This is a genomic window from Alteromonas sp. 07-89-2, from assembly GCF_013113925.1.
GTDB classification, from domain to species: Bacteria; Pseudomonadota; Gammaproteobacteria; order Enterobacterales; family Alteromonadaceae; genus Alteromonas; species Alteromonas macleodii.
On sequence record NZ_VTYM01000003.1, the window covers coordinates 91,977 to 116,230 of the forward strand.

Genomic DNA, 24,254 nt, shown 5'->3' on the forward strand with positions numbered 1-24,254 from the left:
AAAAAAGGTGGCGATATACTGCTTCACTTGCTTTAGTCCCTTAATGTCTCGCTCGCTAACGAATAACTAGATTGGCTAACAGTCTAATTAGTAGCATGCAATTCGCCACCTTTTATTTGTAACAAGTTGACCGTCTCTTTATCGGAAGAGAGCTGGCTGGCTTGCTCGTTCCTTATTTAATTCTTCGCTGTTAAAGACTCACGCTCATTGTTGTAACGTACTTTCTGGCCCGCACGCAGGCGTTCAGCTCCTCTCACCACAACCGAGCGCTTCGGGTTCACATCGCCAAACACTTCAATTCTATCGCCCATGCCCACCCCGGTTGTCACCTTAACCTGCTCCGCTTCATTATTTTCATTGAGCTGATAAATAAAGGTGCCCGACTTTCTTAGTACCAGTGCATCGCGGGGTATGGTGACACCATCATGAGTATCGCTGCTGGGCAACGCCACACGCACTGCACTGCCTATAGGAAAGTCACCGGGGTTGATGGCGATTCGTAGCTCCATCATGCGCGATGTACTGTTGCCTACCGGTACAATGGCACGAATAGATTCTTCTACCTGGTTCACGTTATTGTGAACGCTTACGCTCATGCCGTTAGCAATATAGGGTAATACGTTGAGCGGTGCGCGCACCTGAACTTCAACGCTATCAGGGTTTACCACGCGAAGCAGGGTTTGCCCTACCCCAGTGTATTCGCCCGGCGACTGCAGCCTTTCAACCACCAAAGCCGTAAAGGGAGCACGAATACTGCTTTGTGCTATCTGATATTCGGTGAATTCTAAATCCAATTTGGCTTGCGCTAACTCCTGCTTAGCATTCTCTAAGTCAGCTTCCACTTCCTCTAACTCACCTCTGGACGTGTTTTGACTGGCCTGAAGGTTTTTGTACCTCGCGAGACGTTTGGTAAACAGTTCAACCTGCGACTGCCATCTTGCAATATTTGAGGCATTTTGATTGCGGGTAATACTTAAGCGAGTATCGTCGACTTTAACTAAAGGCTCCCCCGCTTTTACCACATCACCTACCTCTGCCATCCAAGTGATGCGACCGTCTACCTCAGAGGCTAGGTTCGCATCGATAACGCTAAGTACCGTTCCAGGAACCCAGGTAAGTTGCGAAATCGCTTGCTCTCTGGCTTCATCTATTTGTACCAGCACCGGCGGTGGTTGATTGCTATCCTGTGCTTGTGCGCTCAACGATACACTGCTTGCAAATAAGGTAAACAAACTAAGGGCGAGAGTAGAAGTCATTGCTTTCATGGTTGTCTTTTCCTTACACATTATCGTTGTATTTATTTTGTTTTACGGTGGATGAGGTAGTCGGTGAAGCGCCAGTGCTCTCTATGCGCTCGGCCAGGGGTTTGAGTATATTTACAGATGACGTTGAAGCCGTCATGCGCAGCAAGGTAGGCAGTAATAGCAAGGTGAATATGGTACTCACCGTCATTCCTCCCACAATAACAGCCGCAAGACCTCGGTAAATAACGCTGCCTGCACCAGGTAGTAACAGCAGGGGCAGCATGCCAAAGATTGAGGTCATCGTGCTCATAAAGATAGGCCGTAAACGTAGTTTGATGGCTTGTTCTACCGCGTCATCACGGGTCAGCCCTTCTTGCTCTCCTATGCGAGTCTGATGCACAAGTAAAATGGCATTGTTTACTACAAGCCCTAACAAAATAATAAAGCCAATCATGGTTAACAGATCCATGGGCTGGAAGGTAAAGATGTTCATGATACGAATAGCAATCACCCCGCCCACCGTGGCTAGCGGAATAGAAAGTACTACCAGCACGCTGTCTTTTAACGATTTAAACAGCCCCGCCATTAACAGCAGTAGCAACACCATGGCAAAAAGAAAGTTATCAGCCATCGAGGCAATAGCGCCTTTTAGGCTATCCGCGCTGCCACCATAATTAATAGCGCCATCGGAAGGCATCATGGCCATAATGGCGGGCTCAACCTCAGAGGCAATGACTTTCATGGCTTCTTCTAAACTCATACCCTCTGGCGGATTGACGTTTAGCGTAAGGGTTCTTCGAGCATCAATGCGCTGAATACGGCTTGGTCCTACGGCTCTTTCAATACCTACCAGTTCGCCTAATTGCACCACCTCGCCTGATGGCGTCATAACTGGCGTGCTGTTTAAGTCTTCGGGTGTAAACCAGGGGGCTGAGCGAAAGATAATATTCATGCGTTTGTTGCCATCGAAGTACTCCCCCACATACATACCATCACCCATGGCACGTACCAGGTTCCCCATACTGCCCCGATTTAACCCAACTTCCATCATTCGGCTGTCATTAGGGTAAAAGCGAAGCTCTGGTTCGGCTTGCTCTAGAGGAGGATTCGAACGCGCATTAGCGTTAGGGAAAACTTCTCTCAATTTGTCTAAACCTGCTTGCGCAGCAATGCCGAGCATGGCTTGGTCGGTACCTTGAAGATGTATGTCGATTGAGCGACCGTTTCCAAAGCCACCGAACAAATTACCTTGTTGTGAAAAGGTCTGTGTATCCGGCAAATCCTTTAAAATTTCATCGCGAACAATGGCTTCTAACTCTTTGACCTTAGACTGATCTTTAGCGCGCACACCCAAATTTCCGCCATTTGGCCACGTAATAATGTAGTAGTTTTTCAGCGCTGGCTGCTTTTCTCCGTCCATATAGGGCTGCAGTCGCTCTTTGATAATTGGCATCACTTCTTCACTAATAAAGTTTTCACTGGCACCCGCAGGCAAACTTAAGAAGGCGTCAACGGCATCGCGTTTTACGGGCGGCAAATAATCCATAGAAGGCATAAGCAAAACACTACCTGTAATAGGCACGCCCATGAGTGTTATGACTAATACAAGGCGGCGAAGCGGCGTACTTGATAGCGACATAATAGCCCGGGTTATCTTAGCCCATACCCGCTGTAAGCTATCAGCTGGCATGTTGCCATTGAGGTATCGAGCGGCAACAACAGGCAATACCGTTACCGCAACCACTAGCGACATACACACTGCAATGGCTATGGTAAGAGCGAGGTCAGCAAACAATTGCCCTTCAACATCTTCCAAAAACATTACGGGAATAAAAATAGCAACGGTGGTGGCTGTTGACGCCATGAGGGCACCAAACACTTCTTTCGTTCCCCGATGGGCACAACCCTCCATGTGCGTTTGTGAATTTGGGTCTTTATTTTCGATTTCGGCTTCGGCGCTCTTGCGTGTTCTTACAATGTTTTCGAGCACGACAATAGCGGCATCTAGCACCATACCTACCGCAAAGGCGAGTCCTGCCAGTGAAATGATATTGAGCGAGCGACCGGTAAGCTGAAGCACCACAAAAGTACTAAGTAGGGAGATTGGAATGGCCAATGCTACTATGAGCGTCGCCCGCAGCTGGCGCATAAAGAGCCAAAGCACGGCAATGGCAAGCAGCACGCCTATAAATAAATTGCTGGTAACTAGCTGCACCGCTCTATAGATAAAAACTGAGGCATCGAAGCTTTGCGCCATTACTAACTGTTCAGGGGCCAAGTCCTGTTCGTTTATTTGTGCAACTTTTGCTTTTACGGCTTCTAAGGTAGCTAAAACATTGGCGTTGTTTTGTCTGTCTACGCGAATAGATATAGCCGGATTGCCGTTTTGCACACTGTAGTTTGCACCGTCAGCGCGGGTGATTTTAATTTCGGCAATGTCATTTAGAGTGATAGGGCTGCCGTCTCGCCATTCAAGGATCATTTCACCCATTTGCGTAGGCTCGTAGCGACCTTCAAAACGCAGGGTATAGCGTCTTCTGCCCACATCGACAAAGCCGCCTGAAATATCATTCGCACGCCCCAACTCGTTGGCAACTTCCGTTAGGTCAATGCCTAACTGCGCCGCTTTAAACGGGTCAAAAACAATTTGAAACTCCTCAACGCCGCCAACCCCGCTTTCCATACGCGCCCTTGCAACGCCCGGGATAGATTCAAGCTGAGGTTTAATGACATCGGTAAAAAAGGTTACATAGGTATTAATTTCGTTTGGATTGCCCGGAAGGCGCTGAAGAAAAAAGTAGGTCAAAGCGGGGGCGTCTCCCCCACTTCCAGCAAGCATAATATTAGGGGACAAGGCATCGCGAGGTAGTGGCGGTACGCGATTCATGCGGCTAATCACTTCAATGAGCGTTTTCTGCATGTCCGTATCTAAACCAAACTCTAGATTAATCCAAGCGTTGCCTTGGTTTGCCCAAGCACTCATCGACTCAAGGCCAGGGATCCCTTGCAGCACTTCCTCTTGAGGCTCAATGATCTCAGATTCGATTTCTTGAGGCGACGCAGCGCGCCAAGAGGTCTGGATGTTAATATTCGGTCGTTCAATGTCAGGAAACAGCTGTACAGGTAAATTAAACAGGCTATATAGCCCTAAAAATACCAGCAGTGTTATTCCTATACTTACCCCAGTCGCGTTTTTTATTGCTTGCTTAGTGATGTCCATAATATGGCACTTATGCTTTTTATTGTTTGGTTTACTATAGGTCGCAGGAATGACAGAAAAAGTTTAAAGCCATGACACTAAGAATTTCAGCGATTATTAACATTTTGTTTAAATACCGTTTAAAAAACGTTATTTATCGCAGATGAGTGGACCTCAAAAGTACGCCATTTGTCGGCGCTGGACATATTTGCTTACACCCATCGTTAATTAGGCGTCGCGACGTGGAGTGAGGGTAGGGATATTTTAAACTTGCCAGCGCCTTCTGGGTGGGCAATCATCTATGCGGATTGGTATTGATCTTAAGTATCGGACAAAAATTTAGAGCAAAAAAAAAAGCCGCTCTAGGAGCGGCTTTTTTCAAATACGTCAGCGATTACGCTTCAGCAATGATGATCACTTTGATTGAAGTGATAACGTCAGAGTGAAGTTGTAAGTCGATGTCATACTCACCAGTCTCACGAAGAGTACCAGTAGGTAGTTTAACTTCTGCTTTTTGTACTTCAACGCCAGCTGCAGTGATTGCATCAGCGATGTCACGAGTACCAACAGAGCCAAATAGTTTACCTTCGTCACCAGCAGGAGCTGCGATTGTAACTTCAGCAAGCTCAGCAACTTTTTCAGCGCGTGCGTTAGCAGCAGCTAGTTGCTCAGCAATTTTCGCTTCAAGTTCAGCACGACGTGCTTCGAACTTTTCAACGTTGTCTTTAGTTGCAGGAACCGCTTTACCCTGTGGGAAAAGGAAGTTACGAGCGTAACCAGACTTAACAGTCACTTGGTCGCCCAGGCCGCCAAGGTTGGCGATTTTATCTAGTAGGATGATATTCATCTTAGCTAACCCTTATATTCGCCAAATTACTTGTGTGAATCAGTGTACGGAAGCAACGCAAGGAAACGTGCGCGCTTGATCGCAGAAGACAGCTGACGCTGATATTTTGCGCTTGTACCAGTAATACGGCTAGGGACAATTTTACCGCTCTCAGTGATGTAGTTCTTAAGAGTAGCGATATCTTTGTAATCAATCTCAGTCACACCTTCTGCAGTGAAACGGCAGAACTTACGACGTCTGAAAAAACGAGCCATGGGTGATCTCCTTAAGCGTTGTCTTCAGTGGTTTCAGTTTTCTTTTCCGCGCGATCTTGGCGAGGAGCAGAATCGTCACGACGCTCACGACGAGGCTCTTCTTTCATCATTGGAGAAGGCTCAGTCACAGCAGTCTTAGTGCGCATAACCATGTTACGTAGGATCACATCGTTGAAACGGAAAGCATTTTCCAATTCATCAACAGCTTCTGCAGACGCTTCAGCATTGATTAGTACGTAGTGGGCTTTGTGCAGCTTTTCAATTGGGTAAGCCAGTTGACGACGGCCCCAATCTTCTAAACGATGAATCTGACCACCGTCTTGCTTTAGGATTGTGGTATAACGCTCGATCATACCAGGTACTTGTTCACTCTGATCAGGGTGAACCATAAATACGATTTCGTAATGACGCATTATAGCTCCTTACGGTTGTAGCCTCGACAGTACAGCCGACTGTATGGAGACAAGGAACGAATTGGGATGGCTGTAAGGGCGCGCATTATACGCAGCAGTTACTAATTGCACAAGCATTAATCACCTTTAGAACAATCATTTGCCCTGTCCCCAAACACTACGCTCAGACATTTAACCAAAATACTGTTTATTTATACAGTAAAATACTGTACAGTTTTTGAGTCTTTAATAAACAGGGGACCTACCATGGCCATTACCACACAGTATGTTGTTACGCACAAAGGGGTAGAAAAATTGGTAACTACCGACAAAAAAGAAGCCGATCAGTATGACAAAATGCTCGATGCAGCAGATAACCTTGCTGACTACATTCATGCGAAGGGCATCAAGCTAGACGATAGCGTAGTGGAAGAGCTCACCATCATGCTGTCTAAAAACAAAGATAAAATAAGTAAGATTTTCAAAGGCGCTACCGCAGAAAGCGTATTAGAAGACGAAAGCGCAGAAGTGGTAAAGCTACAAGCTAACGGCTGATAATTTAGGCGCGCCTCTCCTTTGCGTCGTTATGATGAGCAATTAATAAGAGCAATTGCCGCTTTAGGCTGATGAGATCTGATAGCATAGCTATACGGAACAATGTTATTTGATAACATTACCTCAACGCGGCAATGTGTTTTCTCTGGTTTTTAACTGGGTGAACAGACGTGTTGCTTTTGCTAATGTGAACATAAGACGTAAATACAGGTCGGGCTTAGCGTGAATACCATCAATAAAAACAATAGCACTCACTCCCAGCGCAACGCAGTGTCTGAAGAGCACAACGCAGTGAATAAAGAACGCAACACAGCGATTGAAGTTAGCAATTTACAGTTTTCGTACACCAAAGAAAGTCCCCCCATCGTTGACATTAAAGCGTGGCAAGTTTCGCAAGGTGAGCACGTTTTTCTCTCAGGGCCTTCGGGTAGCGGAAAGAGCACATTGCTCAATTTGCTGTGCGGAACATTAACTCCAACTCAGGGCGACATCGCCTTATTAGCGCAGCCTTTCTCCGCATTATCGAATCGACAGCGGGACAAGTTTAGAGCACGCAATATCGGCGTTGTTTTTCAACAATTTAATCTTATTCCCTACCTTTCTGTGGCACAGAACATTAATGCGGCGGTGTATTTTGCAAGTACAAACGTCAGCAAGAAAGCATCAGACGCAAAGCTTCGTCATTTACTGGACAAGCTACAACTGCCTTCTCGCGTGCTGCATGCGAAAGCTGACGCATTGAGTATTGGTCAGCAGCAGCGCGTTGCCATTGCCAGAGCACTGATTAACGACCCACAATTATTAATTGTCGATGAACCTACCTCTGCCCTAGATACCGATGCCAGAGATAGTTTTATGTCGCTGCTAAAAGACGTTGCAGGTGAAAGCACCATGATTTTTGTTAGTCACGATAAAGCCATGGAGAGTTATTTTGACCGCCACTGCAGCATGAGTGAATTAAGCCCAAGTACAAACCACTTAAAAACGCGAGGCGATGAGGCCCCAAAAGCACAGGAGCGTGCGTAATGCTAAGTACCATTGCTATTGAAAGCTTAAAGCGCAGGAAAACAACGGCAATCCTCACACTTTTAAGCATTACCATCAGCATTAGTTTACTTTTGTGCGTGGACATTATTCGCACCCAAGTTAAAACCAGTTTTACGCGCACCGTTTCTGGTGTTGATCTTATTGTTGGCGCACCAAGTGGGCAGCTTAATTTACTCCTGTCGTCAGTATTTAATATAGGCACTCCCACCAAAGGTATTGAATATAAAAGTATTGCTGCGCTTCAATCTAACAAGCAGGTATCGTGGCTTATCCCACTATCTTTGGGTGATACCCACAGAGGTTTTAGAGTAGTAGGTACGACCAACAGCTTCTTCGATCACTTTAAATACGGTGATATGCAGTCACTTGAAATGGCAGCAGGCTCAGCATTTACGCAGCCACTGTCTACCGTTGTTGGCGCAGACATCGCCAAATCATTGGGGTACAAGGTAGGGGATAAGATTATTATTTCCCATGGTCTGGGTAGCGTATCGTTCAACAACCATGACGATCACCCTTTCACTATCTCAGGCATAGTTAAGAAAACCGGTACGCCCGTAGATAAAGCCGTATACGTTACCCTACAGGGACTTGAAGAAGCCCACACAGGGCCTAAACATTCGCCCACCTCAATGTTAGGCCGTAAACCTGCTGACAAGGCGAAAGAGCATGAGCATGAGCATACAAAAGAACATGCAGCTTACAATAGCGAAGCGTTTACGCCTGAGTCAGTATCCGTGGTGATGCTGGGGCTTAAACATCGGGTAACTGCACTGCAGCTTCAGTATCAAATTAATCAAAGTAAAAAAGAGCCGCTAATGGCTATTCTACCGGGCATGGCACTCGCAGAACTTTGGCAAATTATGGGAAATGTTGAATCGCTATTGCTTGGCCTTTCCGGTCTTATCGTCATCTGCGCGCTTATTGGGCTTGCGACTATGCTGCTAGCAACGATGAGGGAGCGTTATCAAGAAATCGCCGTTTTACGAACTATAGGCGCAGGGCCGTTTACCTTACTGCTACTCATACAGATTGAAGCGATGCTGCTTACGATTGTGAGTGCCGCACTGAGTTTAGGCTTGGTAGCTGGGCTTATGAGCGCACTAAAACCTTGGTTAAGCAGTACCTATGGGTTGTTTTTAAGCAGCCCGCTGTTTGGACAAAGCAGTGTTATTATCATTTTACTGATACTGGGGTGCACATACTTGGTTTCGCTATTCCCCGCTGTGGCGGCCTACAGACGCGGCCTACACGCGGGACTAAACGCGAACTCATAAATACCCATGCCTACAGCGTTGTTTCGGGTTTTATAGGCTTCTATTTAGCCCCACATCTGTGCGCCAATAGGCAATAGGTCTTTTAATGGAGTGAGCTTAAGCGAGGTGGAGAGAGTATTACTCTCCCACTCGCTTATCTGTACTGAAACGCAATATTAGCTCGTGAACCTGATTAACCGTTGCGCGCAAATCGTGACTTGCTGCAAGCGATGCTTCAGATGAACGCTGGGTTTCAGACGCGCCGTCAGCGACTTCTACTAACTGCTGGTTAATATGCTCTGCCACCGTGCTTTGTTCTTCTACCGCTGAAGACATCTCTACCGTGGCATCAGCGATACCTTTCACTGCATTGTTAATTTCAAACAATGCACCTCGGGTTTCTTCTACTATAGCGCTGCCGTGCTCTGCTGAAGCTAGCCCTTCCGTCGATACCCTAACAGCGCGGTCAGAACGCTCAGCCAATTCATTAATGATGTTGTGGATTTTATCGGTCGATTCGCGAGTTTTCGAAGCTAAAGTACGAACCTCATCGGCAACAACCGCAAAACCTCTTCCTTGCTCACCAGCCCTTGCAGCTTCAATCGCTGCATTAAGCGCTAACAGGTTAGTTTGCTCAGCGATGGTCGAGATGATATTGGCCGCTTCGCCAATATCGCTGGTTGACTGAGCCAACTCTGTCACTGTGGTAGAGATAGACTCTACCGCCTCGCGCAACGCAACGATCGCCTGCATGGCTTGTTCTGCTTTTTGGTTGCCTGTCTCTACATTAGATGCCGCTGTCCTTGCGCTCTTTGCGTTACTTTCTACTCGTTCGGCAACTTCTTGAATCGCTTGACTCATTTGCGTTACCGCAGACGCAATTTGCTGTGTAGCTTGATTTTGTTGAACAACCGCGGCACTGGTGTTTTCCGCTTGTTGATGCGTGGTGTTAGCAATTGATTCGAGCCCCGCTGATGCATCTTTAATTCGGGTTAACGCCGTGCGATTTCTGGCAAGTTCACACCCCAGTGCAAGTTTGGCTTGGCTTATGTGAGGAGGGTCTGGGAAGTAGGTTTGTGCCACCGTTTCATTAGCGTAGCTTTCTGGGCTAAGAGAAAGCAGCGTGCCCCAGTCTTTTCTTGTCTTGGTTTCTTGAGCAATCATTAAAACTATAGTTCCAAGCAGCGCAATGCCTGCCGCTGCCCAACCATGGGTAAACGCGAGTACTAAAACAAGTAGGGCGCTTAACAGTATTGTTGGCGCCATGTGCATGAGGCCTTGCCCCAGTCGCGACATCGGTGATACCGCAGATTTTCCTTCTTGCATTCTGGCGTAAACACTAGATGCGCGTGCTATTTCGTCATTTAACGCCGGCACTCGAACAGATTCGTAGCCTACTACTGACTTACCTTCATAAACGGGAGTCACAAACGCCGAAACCCAATAGTGATCGCCATTTTTTCTTCTGTTTTTAACTAACCCAATCCAGCTTTGCCCCGATTCCAAAGTACGCCACATTTCTTTGAACACAGGAGCAGGCATATCTGGATGACGGATAATGTTGTGATTTTTGCCAATGAGTTCTTCACGACTGAAGCCGCTTGCCTCTACAAATGCGCTGTTACAATGCTGGATTACACCGCGCTTATCGGTAGATGAAATAAGACGATGATGTACGGGAAACTTGTACTCTTTCTGGGTAACTGGCTGATTATTTCTCATTGGTTGCTTTCTCCATGTAGCAAAGCAATCATCCGTTAATCGTAGGAAATATTGCTTACCTCCTAAGACTAGAACATAAATAAATTCTGTCTAGCAGGAAGAAAAAATTAGAGAAATTCTATATTCTATCAGCTATTTAGGAAAGCACTTTATACTTTAGGCTAGAGGTAACAAAACGGCAACGCGCGTACCCTTTCCTTCTTCGCTAGTGATATTTATCTTTCCGTTGTGCTCTTCAACAATAGTCATGGAAATAGACATTCCCAACCCTGTTCCCTCGCCGGGTGGTTTAGTTGTAAAAAAGGGCGTGAATATTCTATCCAGTGTTTCTTTCGACATACCAATACCCTCGTCTTCTACGATAAGCATGGCGCTTTTTTCATCTTGCTGCACTCTTAGTGTTATGGACTTCCCTTCTGGGGTTGCATAAATAGCATTGGTCACAAAGTTAACCAACACCTGCTGAATCTGTCCTGCATTACCAAGGAAATAGACATCCTTATCGGGTACTTCTACATTAAGTTTGTTTTTGTACCTGTGCAGGTTATTCGTTAGCTTGATCACCGTATTCATGGCTTCGATGGCACTAATTTGTGTATGCTTTCCTGAACCAGGATACGAAAAACTTCGCAGGGCTTTTACAATTTCAATAATACGTTCAATGCCCTCGTGAGATTCATTGAACATCTCTGTAATTTCGCTCGCACTTTCTTGTAGTGAAAAGCGCTTTTCCAGCGCCTCGAACTGCGACTCTACCTCTCCACCAGCAGTGCGACAAAGCTTGCCTATTTCTTCTAACGCGTGTTGATAGTCGCTAAAAATTTCTTTTGCAACCACCGTATTGCTTCGAACATAGCCAATAGGGTTATTGATTTCGTGTGCTATACCCGCAGCAAGTTGCCCCAACATCGCCATCTTGTCTGCACTAACCAGCCTTTCTTCTAGAAAGTCTCTGTCTTTTTTAACCGAACTCAATTCTATTTGCCGACTGGTGAGCTCAGTTTTTTTGTTCTGGTAACGAGACGTAATGTTTAGATAATGTTTGGAGGTATCAAGAACGTGAAGCGTTTCTTCTTCTAAGTGATCGTCTTTGGTAAGCAACACGAGCCAAGCGAATTCGCCGTCTGCCATTTCATGCATAAAGTGAAGTAGCCTTGCTTCTTCTTTTGTATCTGGTCGCTGCACTGCATTAACGCACCAGTGGGAATAGCTCTCGCGCAGTGTCAGAGGGGTTTCGTCTTTGAGAAGTTTGGCGAGCTCGGGAGAGCTATACCATCCATTATCGTGAGATAGCACCTGGTTATCATCCCCCACTGTTAGCGCTTCACCTTCTACAATAAATGCTTTTCCACAATGGGCACCGCTAAATTCGACCGCCGATTCCAGCGCAGAAAATATAAAACTCTTACCCGGCTGAGCATTTGAAAGCTGTGATGCGGCACGGTTAAGGTACAGCAACTCTCTTTCCCGCTGTTTTGAATCTTTTAAGGCTTTTCTGAGCGCTTGATTCGCTAAGTAAGCATCTTGTGAGTAAGTTTCAAGAAAAGACTCTGCGTTTTTACGCGCTATTTTTTGACGTTTAAGCTGTCGTTCTAAAGAGTTAACGCGGGCTTCCAGCGCTAGAATGCGCTCTTGTTCGGTGGAATACGATGTTTCACTCACCAAAAAGCCCTCCGTTTAGGGCGCCGCTATGAATTCGGGCGCCACGCTTTTCAATAGGGCCAGTTGAACCGCAAGGCTCTACGGGCGCTAATTAACTAGCCTATCAAGTAGTGTTAGTACTCTCTCACTGGCTTGTTCCATTTCCATAAGCTTAGCATCTGCCTCAGCATTGTTGCCATTTTGTTTAGCTAGAACGGCAGCGATACCGCTACTATGCACTTTTGCATGCGGCGCTTCAATCTCTCTGAATGCCGTTGTCTGGCCAATCGCTTTGTTAGCATTGTCACTATACCACTGCCCAAGGCGGCAGTTTTTATGATCGCCAAAGTCCGCCACAGATTTATTGCTGTAACCGCACAGCACTGCATAAACCTCGGCCTTCCACACTACATGATCCAATTTTACTGTTTGAATGAACGTAGCAATTGCACCTTCGCTAATGGTGGACTTCATACTGTCACAGTGTTGCACCATAACTTCGTAGCTGCCATTTAGCTGATTAATGCCGGTCTCTAGCTGCTCGTTGTTTCCGCGCAGTTCATTGACACCTGAAACCGCTTTGGAAGTAGACTGAATTATACCGTTCACCAGCTCTGATACTTCTGTCGCTGATTTGTTGGTTTCTGTCGCCAATGCACGTACTTCATCAGCAACAACACTAAACCCCCGGCCTGCATCGCCTGCTCGCGCAGCTTCGATAGCAGCGTTTAACGCAAGTAAGTTAGTTTGATCAGAAATACTCGTAATAGTAGTAACAAATTTATTAATGTTATCTGCTGTTGTTGATAGCCCCGATATACGTTCACTCATGCTGCCCATTTGGACATTAAGCCCGCTCATGTCGGTAACAATTTTGCTTAGTGTAGTAGCTGAGTCACTAAAGAGCTCATGAATATTAGCTACAGACTGGTTCTCAGCATCGATACGCTGATAAGTAGCCAACACCGTTTCACGAATACCTTCTAATTGACGCATACCATCAACAATGCACTTCATTACAACAGAATCATTCGACGATGCGTGCTGGCTATTTGCAGCCTCAATCGCATTAATGAGTTCACTATTTTCTGCCTCTAAAACGTCAATTTTGTCTAAGGCTTCTTGCATTCTTGCTTCTAATTTACGTACTTGCGCTTCTTTTTCTTCGTATTTACTGCGAGATACAAACATGAGTGGTTACCGATATGTTTTTTATAGAGTTATTTTGTTCAGATTAACAGATATTCAAACCATTTAACTATTAGTCTGAAGTAGCGTTATGCTATGCGTATCGGCGGAATCTTGAAAAACTGATGAAATAAAACGCTTGGATGATACGAGCTTTATTTTTGTGGCAGTAAATGCGGTTCTAATGGCGGTCGACGGGCGCGTTTTTTAGGACCATACCACAACGTCAGATAATCTAGGATAGCGGGCTCTGCATCACCCAATGACCATAGCTTTTGCGTGTCTTGCATCCATCGAATAGTTTCAAGCCATCTCTCTCTGCTCATTGCGTTCTGTGTGATTAGTGAAGGCGAATGGCATGCGCTACAGTGTGCAAACACTAGATTATAGCCCGGCGCTACAGTAAGACCAGACTGGGGGTCAACAGACACTGTCGTGGCGTCAGCGGAATGCATACTTGAGCCGCTATTTTTATCGCTACTTTCATTGATGGCCGCAACCAGTGGTGTGCTAACTAACCCTGCCATAATAGAAACAAAAACGAATAGATGGCGCATGCGAGCGCTCCATATCTCAAACACGTTACTCGGTACCATGTTTTTTACACAACCCGCACAGCAATGCGATGGCAGGCATTGTTTAAGTAGCCTTTTGGATTCCAGCCCGGCAATACCATAGGTTGTGCTTTTCCATTTTCATCTACGGCTTTGGCCCATATTTCGAAATAACCTTGTTGAGGAAAGGCTATTTTTGTAGTGAATTGCTGCCATGCATGTCTATTTACGGGTTGCGTAAGGTCTGCTATTTGCCATGTTTGTCCGAAATCAATCGAGGTGTACACTTCAGCTACTTTACCCTCACCACTCCATGCATGACCGCGCACGCTAAGTTTCTTGGCCAAAGGATGATCAGTGCCCGACTGTGGAAAAGTAATGAGTGACTTAATAGGCATAGCTTCAATGATACACATATCTTCATCGGCTACTTTCGCCCCCGGAGCAACAGGTTTACAAGGGAGTCGGTACGCTTTTCCCAGCATTTTTGCACCGTCATGCACGCGGTCTCTGACCACTATCTTCTTAAGCCACTTACCAGACGTAGACGCTGGCCAACCACCAAAAACCAGTCGGAGCGGATAGCCATTCATTAAAGGCATAGGTTCATCATTCATTGCCCATGCAATCAACGACTCATCTTCCATCGCTTTGTTTATCGGCACCCCGCGAGAAATAGCCGCTTTGCCCGGTGTACGGCTTAAATGCTGGTCATCACCATAATAGCCAATGTAAACAGCGCTATCTTTTACGCCCACTGACGTGAGTACATCTTTAAGCCTTACACCTGTCCATTTAGGGCATCCCACAGCTCCAGTAGTCCATTGGTTCCCCGTCGCTGCTGGCGAGAACTCGGCACGTCCATTACCGCCGCATTCCAGCGTTAGTTGGTAGGTGTAATGTTTGAATTGGGTTCTGAGCTCTTCCAACGTGAAGGTTTTTGACTGCTCGGCCGACTCCCCTTCAATAGTAAGCGTCCACGTACTCGCGTCTGGCTTTTGCGGGGGAATACCATTATTTCTTACGAAAAATCGAGAGGCAGGCGTAACGGCATCATCAAGTAGGTGCGCTGGCGTTTCAGCGTTAATTGGCCGGTCGTTAAGTATTGTTAGCCCGTCTTTTCCCTCGATAGAAAAAGGTGTATTCGACTGAGCAAATGCAGCGGGAATAAGTCCTGCTGGCATGAACTGACCGTAAACGACTTCAGCACCGAGTAGCAAAGACAGAGACTTTAGACCTTTGATAAAACCACGCCGAGTCAGCGCGTTGCTAGTTCGCTGAAAAACCTGTTCGTCGGCCTTTACAGGGTCCTTAGCATACAGTTCGTGAAGGCCATGTTTTTTCACTGCTACCACCTCGTCATTGAGTGCTTTGTGTATTAAGAATAATTGTGATAAATCGCGCAAAAAAATCCCACTATATTGCGAACAAATAGCCCAATATAAGCAGCGCAATCCACAGCGTTTCTGCCACAATCATCACAATTGGCAGCATACCGACTTCGGCTAACTTACCGAGGTTAGACTTCATACCGATTGCCGTAATTGAAACGACTAAGAAGAAGCGTGATATCTGGGTCCCCGTTTCAATAACCACTTCGGGCAAGGTTACAAAGCTGTTGAGTAACATAAGTACGATAAAGCCAACTAGAAACATCGGCATTTTAGGCACTTGCGCCCCGTCAGCCTGACTTTTAGCTTTGTAAAAGTGTTTAATGGCAATCATCATAATGAGTACCACTGGCATTAGCATGGCTACTCGTACCAGCTTGGTCAGTGTCGCCATGTCGCCTGCACTGTCAGACACCGAGTAACCTGCCCCCACAACTTGCGCCACATCGTGAATAGTGCCGCCTAAAAAAATGCCAGCTTCCGTATCATTCATGCCCAACTGCGCTGCCACAATTGGGTAGAGCACCATGGCGATGGTCGACATAGCGGTTACGCCAATAACCGTCAGCAACGTGTCTCTTTCGTGGTTTTCTCCCTTGGGAAGAATGGTGGAAATGGCGAGAGCCGCAGACGCACCACAAATGGCTACTGAGCCTCCCGTTAATGCACCAAAACGCTTTTGTAACCCGAGTAATTTGGCGAGACCCACTCCGATAATAATTGTTGTGAGTATGGCAGCGGCCAGCATAAGAGCGGTCTGCCACCCAAGTACCGCTAAGTCACCTAGCGCAATGCGTAGACCAAGCAGAACAACTCCAGCGCGAAGAAGAGTACTTGCCGTGAAATCGATACCACACGCACAGGGCGTATCGTTCTGATACAAAAACGATACAGCCATACCCAAAAGTAATGCGAACAACATAGCAGGGGCATTGTAATGCTCACTCAAAAAGAGCGCCGCCATACCGGTAATGGTTGCAATTCCCAGCCCGGGCCAAATATTTTTACATTTTACTGCTATATCGTTCATTTTCTTTTATCGCTCTGAGGCCACAAGCGCAACAAGCACTACGCGCTTTCGCTCGCCAGAATAAGGGCGGCGGCCATGCATTGCACGGTAATTGTCAACAATAGCCACGTCACCATCTTGCCACTCTAAGTCAAAGGTGTAAGTTTCAGACAGTTCTGCAACGCGCTCTAAACCGGCTTTAGGAATTGCACTTCCATCGCCAAAAGTAATTGCCGACGACGGGTTTTCCCTTACGCCTTTCCATCCCATATATGCAGCTATTAGCTGGTTATAGAATACTTCTGAGCCGTCACTAAGTTCGATAACCGCAGGTAATACAGGCGTAATGGCTCTTAGACTACCATCCTCCAACCATTGCCAGGTGTATCCTAACTCTTTTAATTTAGCTTCTGCCTCTTCTAATGACTCAACGCTTAGCGTGCTTTTCCAGCTTCTTCCTTGGCCAGAGTTGGCATCATTGGCTGCTGGCATAGTAGTCGTATATTTAAGGCCTTTCTCTTTAAAGTCTTTAGCAAGCGCAGGATTTTCTTCCTTCAATGCTTCAAACAATTTGTCTGAGCGACACAAAGGCGTTGCTCCCCCCTCATCCGCTGCAGTCTTACAAAAGAAAAACAGTTTGCTAGGTGAAATAGGCGTCTGCGCCATTTCATGATGTAGAAAAATTTCTACGTCTTTCGGCGCTTCATTTGCTGTGAATACGCGCTCAGTAAAGTTAATACGCACGGCATTAGACAACGACTCCTGATAGGTAAAGTTAGGATAGCCGAAGCCTGCTGAGAAAACGTCAAAGGTCTCTGCGGAATCAATTGGAAACCCTCGGAAAAGTAGTGCTCCCGACTTTGCAAGTTTTGCTTCAAGCTCTGATTGATTTGCTTTTACAAATGCAACGGTCTCTTCTACCGTTGTACAACCCTCGTTGTTCACGACTATTTCAGGGAACACACCGCCGTTATAATTGTGCTGAGTAGGTACACTTGCGTAGGCTACCGCAGAGCTGTCATTGACGTTTTTCATAGCTAACTCCTAGTCGTAAATAGGGTGGAAACGGTTAAAGGCAGCTTCGCAGAAGTGCCCTGGATCGTTAAATCTGCGATTTACGTTCAATGCAGATATTGCCTGCATTTCACTGTCGCTGAGTGAGAAGTCAAAAAGTGCGAGGTTTTCTTTCATACGCTCAACTTTTGACGTTTTTGGAATGATGGCGTTACCGCGCTGAATTCCCCAACGCAAGACAACCTGCGCTGGCGTTTTACCATGGGCTTCTGCCGCGGCTTTTACTACGCTTTGCTCAAGCACTGATTCCGTCTGATCAGCCATTTCAAGCTCTAAATAAGATAAGGCACCTAGCGGAGAGAAGGCCGTCACCTCCAGTCCATAGTCTTTTGCCAAACGAATTAGTCGCTCTTGCGTAAGGTACGGGTGAGATTCAATTTGCAGCATGGCTGGCTTAATACGCGCATAGCTCATCAGGTCGTTAAGCAAACCGGTGTTGTAATTACACACACCAATTTGTTTTGCTTTTCCGCTATCGGCAAGCAACTCCATTGCCTCCCACGTCTTATGTAAAGGCACAGGCGCGAGTTCCATTTTAGGCTCGTCAGCATCAGGTTCGTAAAACCATTCCGGTGGGTAACGGGTCTCGATAGGCACAAATTTCTGCGCTATTGGGAAATGGATCAGGTATAAGTCTACATAATCTAACTGTAAGTCTGACAAGGTTTTTTCTAAAGCAAGGCCTACGTGTTCAGGGGCGTGAAAGGTATTCCATAGTTTAGAAGTAACCCAAAGCTCTTCTCTGGTGCACAAGCCTTCATCAATCGCTCGCTTAATGCCTTCACCCACTTCCTTTTCATTGCCGTAATCAGCGGCACAATCTAAGTGTCGATAGCCAGCCTTAATCGCTTGGTACGTGGTTTCCGCACATATGGCTGTATCGACCTTCCAAAAACCAAAACCTACCTCTGGTATCTTATTCATTGTTTCATTCACCTTAGAATTCGTTGCTTTAAGCTAGTACGGACTTTCTCTTAAACGTACTGCAAAGATAAAAAGCCGCGGTTTACTTTTGCAGTATGCTCTTGTATAACTTTAGCTTCAAACTTTAGTCTTGTATAAGACATAAGTTATTACACAGATATACCGATGTCAACAAAGTGTTAACAAACTTAATGAAAAGTTTGGAGTGCAATAAAAAGAAATGTCTAGCGGTAGCATAACAAGGTAAAGCGTTACCTTGTTATGCTAGGTGTTCGAGAGTCGGTAAGAAACAATTTGACAGGAACGGACGTTTAAAACGTTGTGGTTGAACAGTTTGGCGTTGATAGCAAAGGATTAATCAAGTTCAACTTGGTAATGGTAGTGGTCAGTTCTACATTTGCTTTCACGATATTCAATGAGTTTACCGTCAATAGACTCAGTGACGCGCGTAACCATAAGTAACGGCATTCCTTTTTCGATACCTAAGCTTTTTGCATCACTTTTTGAGGCCAAAACTGCTTTAATGCTGTCACGGGTCTTAAATACAGTTTGGTTGTAGTCCGTTTGATAAAAATGATACAGAGTATGCGGAATATCTTCTCGCTTCTCGATGTCAGGAAATCGCTTAGACGGTAAATAAATAGTTTCAAGCATACAAAATTCGTTATCGAGAATTCGCCTACGCTTAAGCTTCACTACTTTGTCTTTAGCGGTAATTGATAGTGCAGTTTGGACACTTTCAATTGGCTCGACCAGCTCTCTACTTAACAGTTCAGCTTTGGGTAGGTCAGCACCTTTTCCGTCAGCTTGTAACGGAAAGAAACGAAACAGCGCATCTTGTGCCGTATGCTCAGAAACAAATGTACCGACCCCCTGACGACGGGTTACAATTTTGGTATCTGTCAGCAATGTTAGCGCTTTGCGAACGGTTCCTTGGCTAACATTGAATTCGTCAGCAAGCTTAAACTCACTAGGTAGCATCTCGCCTGGTTGCCAACGGCGCTCGACAATAAGCTGCTTAATGTATTCAGCGACTTGTTGATACAGCGGCTGAAAGGCAAGACTTGGACCGCTGAGTTTGTGATCGAATTGAGATGAAGACATGAACCCTAACCTAAACGCTTAATTTTTGTTGTTATATCATACACAAGAGTTATAGCGCACTTTTGATATAAATCACATACATTGCAGGAATTACACGTGATGCTTTTGGAAACACTGCTTCCCATGTTTGCGCTACTAGGGCTTGCGACACTGCTACAGACCTTAAGCGGGTTTGGTTTTGGCCTTATGGTGGTATCAAGCTTTACGTTATTCGGCATCTTGCCGCTTACGGCGACCACCTTTATGGTGAGTTTTCTAAGTCTTTTCAATTCCATCAGCTTAGTAGTGAAAAACACGGAGCAAATAAATAGACGTGCTTTCACTATTATACTGGTTAGCGGTATACCCTTTATGGCGGTAGGCTACGCATTGTTGGAATACCTGTCCGTTGGGATGGCAACTTGGCTCAATCTACTGCTCGGCTTGGCTATTCTCAGCTGCTGTGGCCTTTTATTAATAAAAAGAAAGCGGACACAGCCATCTGGTCGCGCATACGGTTTTTCTATCGCTGGCGCTCTAGGTGGATTGCTAGGCGGTCTTTTTTCTACCTTTGGCCCACCTGTGGTATTTCAGTGTTATCGACAAACCTGGCCAATAAATGAAATCAGAATAACGCTGTTGGCCGTATTTAGTGTTACCTCACTTATACGCCTTGCCATAATACCGTTTGGTACTTTGCCTTCAACAGAAGTGTTTCTGTCTGCTGTTTTTGCCATTCCCGTCATTTTAATTTTCACGCGATTAGGACGAATTCTCGCTGCTCGCGTATCCGCTGCCGCTGTTCGACTGTTAGCCTTAACCATGCTTGCATTAAGTGGCGTAACCCTTATTGTCCAAAATATCAGTATCTAAGACGGCTTGATAGTGAACGCGGATCTAAATCTTTATAATTTTCTAATTGCAGATTGACACCCAAGTTACATTTCATTAACTTATGTCTTATATAAGACATGAAGGGTAATGTAGAAATGAGTAACGCGTTTTGTGTAAATGAGCCAGAATGGAACGATATTAAAGCCGCTGACATTACTGAGCAGCCCTTTTTGTCGGATGATAAGACACTTATTGTCCCCACCCAATATGGTGAGTTGAGTCTAAGTATTAGTCAGTTTGGTTTACGCATTCAAAGTAACGTAAATGCAGCAGATGATTTTGGTATGCTTACTCAGGCGCCGGAAAGGCTATCGCTAGTACTTTCCGGTGATCAGTCTCACAGCACCCTGGCATCAGGCGACTATCGATTAGAAGTTTTTGCCGCACCTCTTCATTTCAAGCTGTATAAAAATGACGTTTTAGTTCAGCAAAGCGCAACCGACGGCCACTTTGTACGTCAGCATCGCTTACCGCCATTCGCTAAAACCGACAAAGGTTGGTTAGTAAGTTTAGAGCTAAGCTACGACGAAGCCGTTTATGGTCTTGGAGAGAAATGGGGCAAGCTTGATAAACGCGGCCAGCTAATTCGCTCGTACAACCACGACGCTTTAGGCGTAAACGCCGAAAAGTCTTATAAAAACACACCTTACGCATGGAGTCCTGAAGGCTGGAATTTATTTGTGCACACTCCAGCACCCGTCACCCATGGAGTCGGCTACGCACTTTGGTCACAGCGAGCTTATGTGTGCTTAGTTGAAGATGACGTACTCGACATGTTCTTGTTCCATCAAGACTCGCCAGCTAAATGCCTTCAAACCTACAGTGAGTTAACAGGCTTTGCGCCAACACCTCCAACATGGAGCTTAGGCGTAATCCTGTCTAAAGCGTATTATAAAGACGCCGACGAGCTACTAGCCGTTGCCCGCGAAGTGCGCGAAAAGAATATGCCTTGCGATGTTATTACCCTTGATGGCCGCGCATGGCAAGACACAGATACTCGCTTTGCTTTTGAGTGGGACCCTAAACGCTACGCCGATCCTCAGCCGGTTATTGATGAACTTAAAGCGTTAGGCTTTAAGATTTGCGTATGGGAATACCCCATGATTTCAGTGAAAAACCCCCTTTACAAAAAGGCGGCCGAAAAGGGTTGGCTGATAAAGGACAAACGCACTGGCGAAGCGTACCGCTATGCGTGGGACTTAAGCCCATTTGGCGAAGTACTTACGCCTTTGCCAGACTCAGGTATTTTAGACTTTACCAACCCTGAAGCTTACGAGTTTTGGAAAACGTCGCACAAACCTTTATTTGACCTTGGTGTAGATATGATAAAGGCCGACTTTGGCGAACAGTTGGAAGACGACAATATGCTGTCGTATAGCGGTGATTCAGGTAATCGTCTACATAACGTTTACAGTATGCTTTACAACCGCTGTGTGTACGAGGCTGCCGACGCTTACTGCAAAACAGGTCCTTTCCTATTTAGCCGTTCAGCTTGGACAGGAAGTCAGCGCTACCCATCACAATGGGGCGGTGACCCGCAAGCCGACTGGCATGGCCTAGCCGCAAGTATTCGTGGCAGTTTGTCTTGGGGTATGTCAGGCGGGCCGTTCTTCGCTACCGATATAGGCGGTTTTTACAAAGACACCCGAGATGCAGAACTTTACGTAAGATGGGCACAAGCATCAGTGTTTAGTGCCCATATGCGATTGCACGGTATTGGCCCTCGTGAACCCTGGTCCTACGGCGATGCCGCTTCCAATGCAGTATTTGAGGCCCTTAAGCTAAGATATAAGCTTATTCCATACCTAAAGGAAACCGCAGAAAAAGCATCACAAACAGGACTTCCGGTTCAGCGCGCCATGGCGTTAGCCTTTCCTGAACAGCCGCTTTCGCATGGTTTTGAACAACAATTTATGTGCGGTGATGATCTACTCGTTGTGCCTTGCGTGGTGCCCGGCGGAAAAATTAAATACTACTTACCAAAAGGTGAATGGATACGTTTTGGTACCGAAGAAGTCGTGCAGGGTGAGCAATACAGAGAAGAAATACTTGCGCTTAACGATGTGGCGGTGTTCATTCAAAAAGGCAGTCGCATTGTAATGGGCCCAGATGTTCAACATACCGATATGGATATGTCGAACACCACACATTGGCCAGCGTAGCGCATAGGAGCAGTTCATGGATATTACCCTTACCCTATTGTCATGCATGGCATTTATGGCACTGGTTGCCGTTATTTCTTACATGAAAACAAAAGGGGAAGTAAACACGCAAGACGGTTACTTCCTTGCAGGAAGAGGGTTGACCGGCACTTTTATTGCTGGGTCCATGATCCTTACCAACCTTTCCGCAGAGCAGCTTATTGGATTAAATGGCTCTGCGTTTGGCTACAATTTAAGTGCGATGGCATGGGAGGTTACAGCCGGCATTTCTACCATTATTATGGCGCTTATTTTCCTGCCTCGTTACTTAGCGGGTGCTTTCTCTACCCTACCTGAGTTTTTGCGCGACCGTTTCGATGATAGCGTTCGCAGAATGACAGTAGTTTTATTTATGGTGGGGTATTCGTTGGTTACCATTCCATCGGTACTTTACTCTGGCTCTATTGCCGTGCTTAGGCTTTTTGATGTACCCGGGCTTTTCAATGTAAGCTATGAGGTGGGACTGGTACTTACCATCGTCATAGTCGGTACGATTGGCGCTCTCTATGCCATTTTCGGTGGTTTAAAAGCGGTAGCCGTATCAGACACGATTAATGGAGTTGGCCTTTTAATTGTGGGTTTATTGGTTCCCGTTCTTGGCTTGGTGGCCTTAGGCGACGGCAGCTTTAGCCAAGGTCTTTCTACTATTGCTACAACGGAAACTGAAAAGCTCAATGCTATAGGTGGTCCCGACGACCCTGTTCCTTTTGGTACTATTTTCACGGGTATGATTTTAGCCAATTTGTTTTACTGGGGTACTAACCAATACGTAATTCAGCGAACCTTAGGCGCTAAAAATCTGGTTGAAGGCCAAAAAGGGGTGTTGTTCTCTGGCTATTTTAAAGTGCTTGTGCCCTTTATGATGATGTTACCAGGTGTGATTGCTTATCACTTATATCAAGACGAAAATCTTCAAACTATCGACCTTGCCTATCCTCATTTAGTTAAAGATGTACTCCCACAGTATTTGTCGGGTTTCTTTTTAGCAGTATTGCTTGGTGCGGTGTTTAGCTCTTTTAATTCACTGCTTAACAGTGCTGCCACCCTATTTTGCTTAGACGTATACAAACCCTTCAAAAAAGACAAAGTGAGCGACGAAAAGCTTATTCGCGTTGCCAAGATCACCAGTATTGTTATTGCTGTGCTTTCGTTTATCACGGCGCCGCTGCTTATGTTTGCCCCTGAAGGATTGTGGCAAATCATTCGCATATTTACCGGCTTTTACAATATTCCCGTTATCACTATTGTGCTTGTTGGCTTATTTACAAAACGCGTTCCTGCGCTGGCGGCAAAAGTCGCGATTATCTTCCACGTAATTGCCTATGGGCTGCTTAAGTTTGTATGGGAAGTCGATATTAACTTTATCCATATCTACGCCATTTTGTTCGCTATTGAATTGGCTATTATGTTGACTATAGGCAGGCTCTACCCAATGACTACTCCATGGCATTTCACTGCAAAGGCTGAAGTCAATATGACGCCATGGCGCTATGCCATTCCCTGCGCCATCGTGCTTATTGGCCTTATCGCAACGCTTTACCTGATGTTCTCTCCTGTAGGCTTTGTGAATGGACTAAGCAACGCGTTTGTCCCTGCACTTGTCGGCTTGTGGGCAACATGTTTCGTGGCAATCGGTATAAGTCTGAAATGGTGGCGAGTAAAGTATGAGCAAGGCTTGAAGCGCCTTGCTTCTCAGCACGCCTAACTCTTCTTCGTCATTTTTGTATAGAAAAAACACAAAAAAAATTAACATAACGTTTGCAAACAGCTTAACAATTG

The 24,254-nt window shown here is 45.9% G+C and carries 20 protein-coding genes; 6 read left to right on the forward strand and 14 right to left on the reverse strand.

Annotated features, from left to right (window positions below):
- Positions 1-176: 176 nt before the first annotated feature.
- From F0261_RS03215 to rpsF, 5 genes are all read right to left on the reverse strand, one after another.
- A complete protein-coding gene (locus F0261_RS03215) occupies positions 177-1,265 on the reverse strand; it encodes an efflux RND transporter periplasmic adaptor subunit (protein ID WP_171337194.1) in 1,089 nt (362 codons plus the stop codon).
- A 13-nt stretch (positions 1,266-1,278) separates the two neighbouring features.
- Positions 1,279-4,464, reverse strand: a complete 3,186-nt coding sequence (locus F0261_RS03220; protein ID WP_171337195.1) for an efflux RND transporter permease subunit — start codon at positions 4,462-4,464, stop codon at positions 1,279-1,281.
- A 373-nt stretch (positions 4,465-4,837) separates the two neighbouring features.
- On the reverse strand, positions 4,838-5,290 hold the full coding sequence (gene rplI, locus F0261_RS03225) for a 50S ribosomal protein L9 (RefSeq protein WP_012519953.1): 453 nt from the start codon (positions 5,288-5,290) through the stop codon (positions 4,838-4,840).
- Between the two features lie 26 nt (positions 5,291-5,316).
- Complete coding sequence (gene rpsR / locus F0261_RS03230) at positions 5,317-5,544, reverse strand: 30S ribosomal protein S18 (RefSeq protein ID WP_012519954.1); 228 nt, start codon at positions 5,542-5,544, stop codon at positions 5,317-5,319.
- 11 nt (positions 5,545-5,555) lie between these two features.
- Entirely contained in the window at positions 5,556-5,957 is a 402-nt protein-coding gene (gene rpsF / locus F0261_RS03235; RefSeq protein ID WP_014951120.1) for a 30S ribosomal protein S6, read from the reverse strand.
- A gap of 246 nt (positions 5,958-6,203) precedes the next feature.
- On the opposite strand from rpsF, the gene F0261_RS03240 reads away from it, so the two are divergent.
- The 3 genes from F0261_RS03240 (at position 6,204) to F0261_RS03250 (ending at position 8,815) form a co-directional block, all read left to right on the forward strand.
- Positions 6,204-6,491 carry a YebG family protein gene (locus tag F0261_RS03240; RefSeq protein ID WP_014951121.1) on the forward strand — a complete coding sequence of 96 codons (288 nt, stop codon included), beginning with the start codon at positions 6,204-6,206 and terminating at the stop codon, positions 6,489-6,491.
- Between the two features lie 222 nt (positions 6,492-6,713).
- Complete coding sequence (locus F0261_RS03245; RefSeq protein ID WP_171337196.1) at positions 6,714-7,517, forward strand: ATP-binding cassette domain-containing protein; 804 nt, start codon at positions 6,714-6,716, stop codon at positions 7,515-7,517.
- Positions 7,517-8,815 (forward strand): ABC transporter permease, encoded by a 1,299-nt coding sequence (locus tag F0261_RS03250; protein ID WP_171337197.1) that lies wholly within the window; start codon positions 7,517-7,519, stop codon positions 8,813-8,815. Before F0261_RS03245 ends, F0261_RS03250 begins: the two co-directional genes overlap by 1 nt.
- 117 nt (positions 8,816-8,932) lie before the next feature.
- Here the strand turns inward: F0261_RS03250 and F0261_RS03255 are convergent, their stop codons facing one another.
- From F0261_RS03255 to F0261_RS03295, 9 genes are all read right to left on the reverse strand, one after another.
- Complete coding sequence (locus F0261_RS03255; protein WP_171337198.1) at positions 8,933-10,516, reverse strand: PAS domain-containing methyl-accepting chemotaxis protein; 1,584 nt, start codon at positions 10,514-10,516, stop codon at positions 8,933-8,935.
- Positions 10,517-10,672: 156 nt separating this feature from the next.
- Positions 10,673-12,178 carry an ATP-binding protein gene (locus F0261_RS03260; RefSeq protein WP_171337199.1) on the reverse strand — a complete coding sequence of 502 codons (1,506 nt, stop codon included), beginning with the start codon at positions 12,176-12,178 and terminating at the stop codon, positions 10,673-10,675.
- An 87-nt stretch (positions 12,179-12,265) separates the two neighbouring features.
- Positions 12,266-13,348, reverse strand: coding sequence for a methyl-accepting chemotaxis protein (locus F0261_RS03265; protein WP_171337200.1), 1,083 nt, complete (start codon positions 13,346-13,348; stop codon positions 12,266-12,268).
- A gap of 152 nt (positions 13,349-13,500) precedes the next feature.
- Entirely contained in the window at positions 13,501-13,902 is a 402-nt protein-coding gene (locus F0261_RS03270; protein ID WP_171337201.1) for a hypothetical protein, read from the reverse strand.
- Positions 13,903-13,946: 44 nt separating this feature from the next.
- The gene (locus tag F0261_RS03275) at positions 13,947-15,221 is read right to left on the reverse strand and encodes a sulfite oxidase (protein WP_253819175.1); all 1,275 of its coding nucleotides are present in this window, start codon (positions 15,219-15,221) and stop codon (positions 13,947-13,949) included.
- A gap of 94 nt (positions 15,222-15,315) precedes the next feature.
- Positions 15,316-16,320: a YeiH family protein gene (locus F0261_RS03280; protein ID WP_171337202.1), complete on the reverse strand. Its 1,005-nt coding sequence runs from the start codon at positions 16,318-16,320 to the stop codon at positions 15,316-15,318.
- Positions 16,321-16,326: 6 nt separating this feature from the next.
- Entirely contained in the window at positions 16,327-17,334 is a 1,008-nt protein-coding gene (locus F0261_RS03285; RefSeq protein ID WP_014951130.1) for a TauD/TfdA family dioxygenase, read from the reverse strand.
- A gap of 9 nt (positions 17,335-17,343) precedes the next feature.
- Positions 17,344-18,297 carry an aldo/keto reductase gene (locus F0261_RS03290; protein WP_171337203.1) on the reverse strand — a complete coding sequence of 318 codons (954 nt, stop codon included), beginning with the start codon at positions 18,295-18,297 and terminating at the stop codon, positions 17,344-17,346.
- A gap of 354 nt (positions 18,298-18,651) precedes the next feature.
- Positions 18,652-19,401: a GntR family transcriptional regulator gene (locus tag F0261_RS03295; RefSeq protein WP_171337204.1), complete on the reverse strand. Its 750-nt coding sequence runs from the start codon at positions 19,399-19,401 to the stop codon at positions 18,652-18,654.
- 99 nt (positions 19,402-19,500) lie between these two features.
- Here F0261_RS03295 and F0261_RS03300 point away from each other — a divergent pair, with 99 nt between their 5' ends.
- The 3 genes from F0261_RS03300 (at position 19,501) to F0261_RS03310 (ending at position 24,180) form a co-directional block, all read left to right on the forward strand.
- Positions 19,501-20,253, forward strand: a complete 753-nt coding sequence (locus tag F0261_RS03300; RefSeq protein WP_014951133.1) for a TSUP family transporter — start codon at positions 19,501-19,503, stop codon at positions 20,251-20,253.
- A 116-nt stretch (positions 20,254-20,369) separates the two neighbouring features.
- Entirely contained in the window at positions 20,370-22,436 is a 2,067-nt protein-coding gene (locus F0261_RS03305) for an alpha-xylosidase (protein WP_171337205.1), read from the forward strand.
- A 16-nt stretch (positions 22,437-22,452) separates the two neighbouring features.
- Complete coding sequence (locus F0261_RS03310; RefSeq protein ID WP_171337206.1) at positions 22,453-24,180, forward strand: solute:sodium symporter family transporter; 1,728 nt, start codon at positions 22,453-22,455, stop codon at positions 24,178-24,180.
- Positions 24,181-24,254: the final 74 nt, after the last annotated feature.

Bases quoted from the DNA above. Each gene is read 5' to 3' on its own strand.
- F0261_RS03215 (WP_171337194.1), bottom strand. From the start codon at position 1,265: ATGAAAGCAATGACTTCTACTCTCGCCCTTAGTTTGTTTACCTTATTT.
- F0261_RS03220 (WP_171337195.1), bottom strand. From the start codon at position 4,464: ATGGACATCACTAAGCAAGCAATAAAAAACGCGACTGGGGTAAGTATA.
- rplI (WP_012519953.1), bottom strand. From the start codon at position 5,290: ATGAATATCATCCTACTAGATAAAATCGCCAACCTTGGCGGCCTGGGC.
- rpsR (WP_012519954.1), bottom strand. From the start codon at position 5,544: ATGGCTCGTTTTTTCAGACGTCGTAAGTTCTGCCGTTTCACTGCAGAA.
- rpsF (WP_014951120.1), bottom strand. From the start codon at position 5,957: ATGCGTCATTACGAAATCGTATTTATGGTTCACCCTGATCAGAGTGAA.
- F0261_RS03240 (WP_014951121.1), top strand. From the start codon at position 6,204: ATGGCCATTACCACACAGTATGTTGTTACGCACAAAGGGGTAGAAAAA.
- F0261_RS03250 (WP_171337197.1), top strand. From the start codon at position 7,517: ATGCTAAGTACCATTGCTATTGAAAGCTTAAAGCGCAGGAAAACAACG.
- F0261_RS03255 (WP_171337198.1), bottom strand. From the start codon at position 10,516: ATGAGAAATAATCAGCCAGTTACCCAGAAAGAGTACAAGTTTCCCGTA.
- F0261_RS03265 (WP_171337200.1), bottom strand. From the start codon at position 13,348: ATGTTTGTATCTCGCAGTAAATACGAAGAAAAAGAAGCGCAAGTACGT.
- F0261_RS03270 (WP_171337201.1), bottom strand. From the start codon at position 13,902: ATGCGCCATCTATTCGTTTTTGTTTCTATTATGGCAGGGTTAGTTAGC.
- F0261_RS03280 (WP_171337202.1), bottom strand. From the start codon at position 16,320: ATGAACGATATAGCAGTAAAATGTAAAAATATTTGGCCCGGGCTGGGA.
- F0261_RS03285 (WP_014951130.1), bottom strand. From the start codon at position 17,334: ATGAAAAACGTCAATGACAGCTCTGCGGTAGCCTACGCAAGTGTACCT.
- F0261_RS03290 (WP_171337203.1), bottom strand. From the start codon at position 18,297: ATGAATAAGATACCAGAGGTAGGTTTTGGTTTTTGGAAGGTCGATACA.
- F0261_RS03295 (WP_171337204.1), bottom strand. From the start codon at position 19,401: ATGTCTTCATCTCAATTCGATCACAAACTCAGCGGTCCAAGTCTTGCC.
- F0261_RS03300 (WP_014951133.1), top strand. From the start codon at position 19,501: ATGCTTTTGGAAACACTGCTTCCCATGTTTGCGCTACTAGGGCTTGCG.
- F0261_RS03305 (WP_171337205.1), top strand. From the start codon at position 20,370: ATGAGTAACGCGTTTTGTGTAAATGAGCCAGAATGGAACGATATTAAA.
- F0261_RS03310 (WP_171337206.1), top strand. From the start codon at position 22,453: ATGGATATTACCCTTACCCTATTGTCATGCATGGCATTTATGGCACTG.